This is a genomic window from Ferruginibacter sp., from assembly GCF_014377975.1.
Taxonomy (GTDB): domain Bacteria; phylum Bacteroidota; class Bacteroidia; order Chitinophagales; family Chitinophagaceae; genus Ferruginibacter.
On record NZ_JACMOO010000281.1, the window covers coordinates 1 to 7,691 of the forward strand.

The 7,691-nt window shown below is 39.7% G+C and carries 3 protein-coding genes and 1 pseudogene; all 4 read left to right on the forward strand.

From position 1 onward, the window contains the following. Positions 1–787 (forward strand): annotated as a pseudogene (locus H7254_RS14640) (hypothetical protein); the annotation flags it as partial. A gap of 10 nt (positions 788–797) precedes the next feature. Beyond that, positions 798–2,363, forward strand: coding sequence for a RagB/SusD family nutrient uptake outer membrane protein (locus tag H7254_RS14645; protein ID WP_301933666.1), 1,566 nt, complete (start codon positions 798–800; stop codon positions 2,361–2,363). 127 nt (positions 2,364–2,490) lie between these two features. Further along, the gene (locus H7254_RS14650) at positions 2,491–3,855 is read left to right on the forward strand and encodes an alpha-L-fucosidase (RefSeq protein WP_301933667.1); all 1,365 of its coding nucleotides are present in this window, start codon (positions 2,491–2,493) and stop codon (positions 3,853–3,855) included. A 61-nt stretch (positions 3,856–3,916) separates the two neighbouring features. Then, the gene (locus tag H7254_RS14655) at positions 3,917–7,471 is read left to right on the forward strand and encodes a VCBS repeat-containing protein (RefSeq protein ID WP_301933668.1); all 3,555 of its coding nucleotides are present in this window, start codon (positions 3,917–3,919) and stop codon (positions 7,469–7,471) included. Positions 7,472–7,691 lie beyond the last annotated feature (220 nt).

Consider the following 7,691-nt stretch of genomic DNA (forward strand, 5'->3'; position numbering starts at 1 on the left):
AAACAAAAATGGAATAAAATATTCATTTACAGGAGTATTTACCACCATCAAAAATAACTTAACAGCACTTGGCAACGGCGTTAGCCCCATTACTGGTGGCGGCTATACCCAGGAAGGCTTAACAGCCACCCGCTCTGATGTTGGCCACCCAATCGGTAGCTTTTGGGGATATAAAGTCTTAGGTATTTATCAAACACAAGACGAGATTACCCGGGATGGTGTAACTGATGCAAAGCCTGGTGATTTTAGATTTGGTGCAGATCCAACCTGGCTTGGCAGTCCTTTCCCTACATTTGATTATGGGTTAAACTTTAATGCATCCTACAAAAATTTTGATTTCACCATGTTTTGGCAGGGAGTTTCCGGTAATAAATTATGGAATGCCAAAAGAGCCTGGCAATATACTTTTGATTATGGAAGTGGTAAAGTTACCGATGTGCTAAGGGCATGGACACCACAAAATACCAATACCGATATTCCAAGGCCTTCAATGAATTCATTAAGAAATAAAAAATCATCTTCGTTTTACGTAGAAGATGGATCTTACCTGCGATTGAAAAATATCAGCATAGGCTATAATTTTTCAGATGCATTTCTGAAAAAAATGAAAATTACCAATGCCCGTTTTTACCTGAGTGGTCAAAACCTGCTCACATTTACAAAATACAAAGGGTACGATCCTGAGGTAGGCCGAGGAAGCCTTACAGACTTATTTAGTGTGGGTGTTGATATCGCTGCGTACCCACAATCCAAATTAATCAGCGCAGGTATCAATTTAACTTTTTAAAATTACTGTAATGAAAAAAATGAATTTAAAATACAGGCTGTTCAGGTTATTTACTCTGTTGGCAGTGCTGTTTATAACACCACTATTATTGCAGAACTGCAGTAAAAAAAATTTAAACCTCACCAATCCGAATGCCTTGCCTTCATCAGCCTTTTGGAAAACTGCCGATGATGCTGAAAAGGGACTTGTAGCATGCTATGGCCCCCTCACAAGTATACAGGGTAGGGGAAGAATGATGGGAGCCATTTTAACCACGCAAAGAGGGGACGATATCAATCCTTTTCCAAGCCCTAATGTTCAGGATGCCGGAACATTTATTGTACAGCCAACAGATGGAAGGGTAAGTGAAGGATGGGGAGAATTGAATGCGATCGTAGCCCGTACCAATGCGGTTATTTTTAACGTGCCCAACATTGCAATGGATGCTTCACAAAAAGCAAGAATAATTGGCGAAGCCTATTTTTTAAGATCGGTAGCTCATTTCTACCTGCTGAATATGTGGGGAAATATTCCCTTGATCACCACGCCAATCGCTGAGGTTAACGATCTTTTTGTTGAACAGGCTTCAAAAGATTTGGTATGGGCATCTATTATCTCTGATGCAAAAGATGCACAAAGCCGCCTTCCAGTGACAGTTGCGGCAAAAGATATTGGCAGAGCCACATCTGGTGCAGCAACAGCTATGCTGGGCAAGGCTTACTTGTTTACACAAAAATGGGCAGAAGCTGCCGCCGAATTTAAAAAGATAATTGACAACCCCGGTTTATACCAACTAGTAGCAAATTACCAGGATAATTTTTTGCAGGAAAAAAATAATAATACAGAATCCATTTGGGAGCTGCAGTACCAAAGTACTGCAAATGCAAACTGGGGTACCAGCGGAACAGCCAATCCGTTAAGAGGCCAGGCCTGGGAGCCTGACATTGCCCCGGTGGGATCTACCAGCCAGGGTACAGCTACGGTTAACCAGTGGGTGTACGATTTATTTCTCAAAGAAAAAACGCTTGGTAACAAAATAGATCCAAGAGCTTATGCAACCATGGTTTGGAATTATCCCGGAGCAAAAGTTTATCAGCAAGATTTTACAGCAGCATTAAGTGGTGCCAACCTTAACAAAATCTGGATACGCAAATACCTTAATTACAATAGGGTTAGTTCGCTTGACCCCGGCGAATGGGGTTATGCAACTAATAACCGTAGAATGATACGGTTTGCTGATGTATTGCTAATGTATGCAGAAGCTCAGAATGAAGCTGCAGGTGCTGATGCAACTGCTTATGCCGCCATTAACAAAGTACGGGATAGAGCTAATATGCCACCAATTACTCCGGGTTTAAATAAGGATGCTTTTCGCAAAGCCGTTCGGGATGAGCGGGTGCTGGAATTATCACTCGAAGGTGACCGTGTATTCGACTTATTGAGGTGGGGCATTATGGCGAGTACATTTACAACTCACCCTGAGTACCGGTCAAACAGTGGCAGCCAGCCCTTTAAACCCGGCTTTATTTATTTGCCGATTCCACAAAATGATATTGATGCAAATCCTAAGATCAAACAAAATCCTGATTACAAATAATTTATCGGACGAAATTATTTGCGATAGTCTTTTTTAATTTTACCAAATTTCAATAACCCGGGTCGTTTTAACCCGGGTTTTTTACTCTCCGGCAGGTATCTTTATCTTATCTTACTAAAAAAAATTTATGAAGAAGAATGCTAGGTTTTTATACGCTTTGATACTTCTGGGAGCTGGTATGTTTTTCTTACGGGCTGCGTATGCACAAACTAAACCATCCATTAGTAACGAAACACCTGAACAAAAAATAAAACGCATGCAATGGTGGACGGATGCCCGATTTGGGATGTTTATTCACTGGGGTTTGTATGCATTGCCTGCCCGGCACGAGTGGGTAAAAAATCAGGAACGTATTACCAACGAAACCTATCAAAAATATTTTGATGAGTTTAATCCTGACCAGTTTGATCCTAAAAAATGGGCAAAGGAGGCAAAGGCAGCCGGGATGAAATATGCCGTACTCACCACTAAGCACCACGAAGGTTTTTGTTTGTTTGATAGCAAATACACTGATTATAAAGCCACCAACACGGCAGCAAAAAGAGACCTAATAAAAGAGTATGTAGATGCCTTTAGGGCAGAAGGAATAAAAATAGGATTCTATTATTCTATAATTGACTGGCACCATCCTGATTTCACCATAGATAAATATCATCCGCAACGGCCGCTTACAGATAGTGATACGGCTTATGAAAGATTGAATAAGGGCAGAGACATGGCAAAGTACCGCAAGTATTTATATGGCCAGGTAACTGAGCTGCTTTCCAATTATGGCAAGATAGATATCCTCTGGCTCGACTTCTCTTATCCCGAAAAGTATGGTAAGGGTAAAGATGACTGGGCCTCTGTTGAATTAATAAAGCAAATAAGAAAATTACAACCCGGTATTATTGTTGACAATCGCCTTGATCTGGGTGGATATGCAGACGGAGAAGACTTTGATACACCCGAACAGGTAAGTACAAAAGAACTGGAAAAATACAAAGGCAAAACATGGGAAACCTGCCAAACATTTTCAGGCTCCTGGGGGTATTACCGGGATGAAAATTCCTGGAAAACACACCGGCAATTGCTTGATCTATTGATTACCGCAACAAGCAATGGCGGCAATTTAATTTTAAATGTTGGCCCTACCGCCCGTGGCGAATTCGACTACCGTGCAAACAATGCATTGGACAGTCTTTCGCTATGGATGCATGCCAACAGCAAAGCCATCTATTACTGCACATTTGCGCCAGCAACATTTCAGGCTCCTTCAAATGACAAGCTTACTTACAATGCTGCTGCCAAACGATTGTATGTTCATTTATTTGAGTATCCAACAGCAGGTACTTTAATTTTACCTGGCTATAAAGGCAAAATAAAATACGCCCAGTTTCTGCACGATAATTCTGAGTTGACGATGAAAGAACAAGGCAACGATATACTATTAACAATGCCGGAAAAAAAGCCAGGCTATGAAATTCCTGTGGTGGAATTATCATTGAATTAGCTGAATGGTATAGATTATATAATTGCCTTTAAAGTCAGTATAAATTTCGCTATTGTAGAACATGATAAAAAATAATTTCCTGCATTGTTGCCTTGCTTTTACGGTCATACTTTTTGTGCCAGCCTGTAAAAAAAAAGGGGATACACTTTTTACAAAACTGCCTTCATCCGCTACCGGCATAAGCTTTTCCAATACCATTACCGAAAACGATTCTGTCAATATCCTTAATTATTATTACTGTTACAATGGTGGTGGAGTTGGCATTGCCGATTTCAATAATGATGGTTTACAGGATGTTTTTTTTACGGGTAATATGGTGTCTTCAAAGCTGTATCTCAACAAGGGAAAAATGAAGTTTGATGATGTTACAGCAAGTGCCGGTTTAACAACACATAACTGGATAATGGGCGTATCTGTAGTAGATATTAATAACGACGGATGGATGGATATTTATCTGAATGTAGCAGGTCCTGGCGGCCGTAAGGGAAAACACCATAATCTTTTATACATTAACCAGGGTGTTAAAAACGGAACTGTTTCTTTTAAAGAAGATGCAGCAGGCTATGGGCTTGCAGACAGTTCCTTCTGTGTGCAGTCTGCATTTTTTGATTACGACCGGGATGGTGACCTTGACATGTATTTACTAACCAACGATGTAGATGGTGTAGAAAAAACATTTGTTAACCCGGCAGCTTATCCAATTACCAGAGGTGTAACTGCAGACAAGTTGTATGAAAATATTGGCGACTCCGCAGGTCATCCCATTTATAAAAATGTATCGAAACAGGCTGGCGTTACCCAAGAAGGTTATGGCCTCGGTTTGGCTATCGCAGATATTAACGGAGATGGCTGGCCTGATGTGTATGCCTCCAATGATTTTATGCCTAATGACCAGTTGCTGATTAATCAGAAAGATAAAACCTTTAGGGAATCTGCTGCGCAAAGTATGCGGCATCAAACCTACAATGGCATGGGGGTTGATATTGCAGACATTAACAACGATATGAAACCAGACATCATGGTGTTGGATATGTTGCCTGAAAATAATGAACGCCGCAAAACAATGTTAGCAAGGGCTGACAATGAAAATTTTTCTCTACGAAAAAAAGCAGGTTACACAGATGAATACATGCGCAACACTTTACAGTTAAACCAGGGTACAGCCACAAATGGAGTTACTTATTTTTCTGACATTGCACAACTGGCAGGGGTAAATGCAACCGACTGGAGCTGGAGTGTATTGCTGGCAGATTTTGATAACGATGGCCTGCGTGATAGCTACGTTACCAACGGGTTTGCAAAAAATATTACCGACCTTGATTTTATTACCTACAATGCAGACAATAACACTTTTGGAAAGGTGGAGGATAAAATAAAATCTACCCGAGACCTGTTGGGTAAATTAAAAGGCATCCATATTTCCAATTATATTTTTAAGAATAATGGACAACTTGGCTTTGATAATGTAACAGATGACTGGGGTGTAAAAAGTCTTTCTTACTCAAACGGTGCCGCTTATGCAGACCTTGATAATGATGGCGACCTTGACCTGGTGGTGAATAATATTAATGAAGAAGCATTTGTATTTGAGAATAAAGAGAATGATAAAAAGGATAAAAATAATTACTTGCAGCTAGTTTTAAAAGGCAGTGATAAAAATGTAAACGGCATCGGCGCAAGTATAAAAATTTACCTGGGTAATGATAGGTTGTATGCATACAACTCTCCGGTAAAAGGTTATTTGTCAAGCATGGCCGGGTCCCTGAATTTTGGCACAGGAAAACATACTGTTATAGACTCGCTTTCAATCACCTGGCCTGATGGTAAAGCGCAGGTAATTAAAAATATAAAAACCAATCGTCAACTTACATTAAACTATAAGGATGCGCAAGCCGGGCAAACTTTAAACCTTGAAGAACAATCGGTTTTTATCAGTGGTAACAATCAATATAATATCCATTACCAGCATCATGAAAATGAATACAATGATTTTAATGACGAATCTTTACTGCCGGGTTTATACTCAAAAAAAGGACCGGGTATAGCTGTTGGTAATATCGTAAACAACGGGGGTGAAGGTTTTTTTATTGGAGGAGCTGCAGGCTTTCCGGGTACAATATTTACACCCAAAGCAGACGGCAGCTTTACACAAAAAAACATCAACCAACAGGATGCAAAGTATGAAGATATGGGTTCACTTTTTTTTGATGCAGACAATGATGGTGATGAAGATTTGTATGTTGTAAGCGGAGGAAACGAATTTAAAAAATTGCCCGGTGCTTATCAGGACAGGCTGTATCTCAACGATGGTAAAGGGAATTTTACCAGGAATGAAGCAGCACTGCCACAAACTATTTCAAGCGGCAGTTGTGTGGTGGGTGCAGATTTTGATAAAGACGGAGACATTGACTTGTTTAGGACTGGTGCCAATTCTCCGGGTAATTATCCGGTATCGCCCCGAAGTTATTTATTTAAAAACGATAAGGGAAAATTTGTTGATGTAACCCAATCACTGGCACCTGGTCTTATGGATATTGGTATGGTAACATCAGCCGTGTGGAGCGATTTTGATAATGATGGATGGGTAGACTTAATTGTAACAGGGGAGTGGATGGCTCCAACATTTTTTAAAAATGAAAAGGGCAAACTCGTGAATGTTACCAACCAAACAGGGCTCACCAATTGCAACGGCTGGTGGAAAAGTATTTATCCAGTTGATATAGACAATGATGGAGATATAGATTATGTATTGGGGAATATGGGTACCAATATAGACTACAAGCCAACAAAAGATAAACCAGTTGAAATGTTTTACAACGACTTTGATGGCAGCGGAAAAATGCAACCCGTTATATCCTGCTACATGGCTGATGAAACGGGTGAAAAAAAACGTTTTCCTTTTGCTTTCAGGGATGATCTTTTTAGGGTGATGCCATCACTTAAAAAGAAATTCTGGAATTATGATCTGTACAGCAAAGCCGGATTGGAAGAAATATTTAAACCGGAAGCCTTATCAAAAGCCATTCATTTTAAGGCTGATATTTTTGAAAATTGCATACTTGAAAATAAGGGAAATGGAAAATTTGTTATAAAGCCATTGCCTGTAGAAGCACAGTTATCCTGCATTAATGGTATTGTTGCAACAGACTATGACAATGATGGTAATACCGACCTGATTGTTGCCGGTAATGCACATTCAACCGAAATAGTGTATGGCTGGATGGATGCTTCGCTGGGTGTATTATTAAAAGGCGATGGCAAAGGAAATTTTACCGCAGTGCCTTCTGATAAAAGTGGCTTATTTTTAAGTGGCGATGTAAAAGGGCTGGTAACATTGTACGATAAAAAGGGCAACGAAATAATTGCAGCCACAGCTAATTCAGATAGTTTAACCATGTTGACAACGGCAAAAAAAAATCCTGCAAAAATTTTTTATGCAGCACCGCTTGATGCCTTTGCTGAGATTGAATACAAAAACGGTCATACAGCCAAACAGGAGTTTTATTATGGCAGCGGATACTTGTCGCAATCCGCAAGGGCCATTAAAATTAATCAGCTTGTTAAGGCCATACAGGTAACAGATGTAAAAGGAAATAAACGAACCATTCGGTTGTAAATATTGACAACGCCATTAAAATACAAGCCGTCTGTGCTGTGGGCAGATATTGCCTGACAAGATAACAATCAAAGATTTAAAAATTGTAAAACACAAAAAAAATAATTTATTGGATTGTAAAAGCGGGTAACATTTACTCCGGATGTAGCTGATGTAAAAATTAAATTGACTGCAAAATGAAAATTTTCGGCTGCTTATATATTTAAAATCATGTAAAAGT

What these genes read in the sequence shown, in the direction of transcription:
- H7254_RS14645 (WP_301933666.1), top strand. Translation starts at nt 798, where the DNA reads ATGAAAAAAATGAATTTAAAATACAGGCTGTTCAGGTTATTTACTCTG.
- H7254_RS14650 (WP_301933667.1), top strand. Translation starts at nt 2,491, where the DNA reads ATGAAGAAGAATGCTAGGTTTTTATACGCTTTGATACTTCTGGGAGCT.
- H7254_RS14655 (WP_301933668.1), top strand. Translation starts at nt 3,917, where the DNA reads ATGATAAAAAATAATTTCCTGCATTGTTGCCTTGCTTTTACGGTCATA.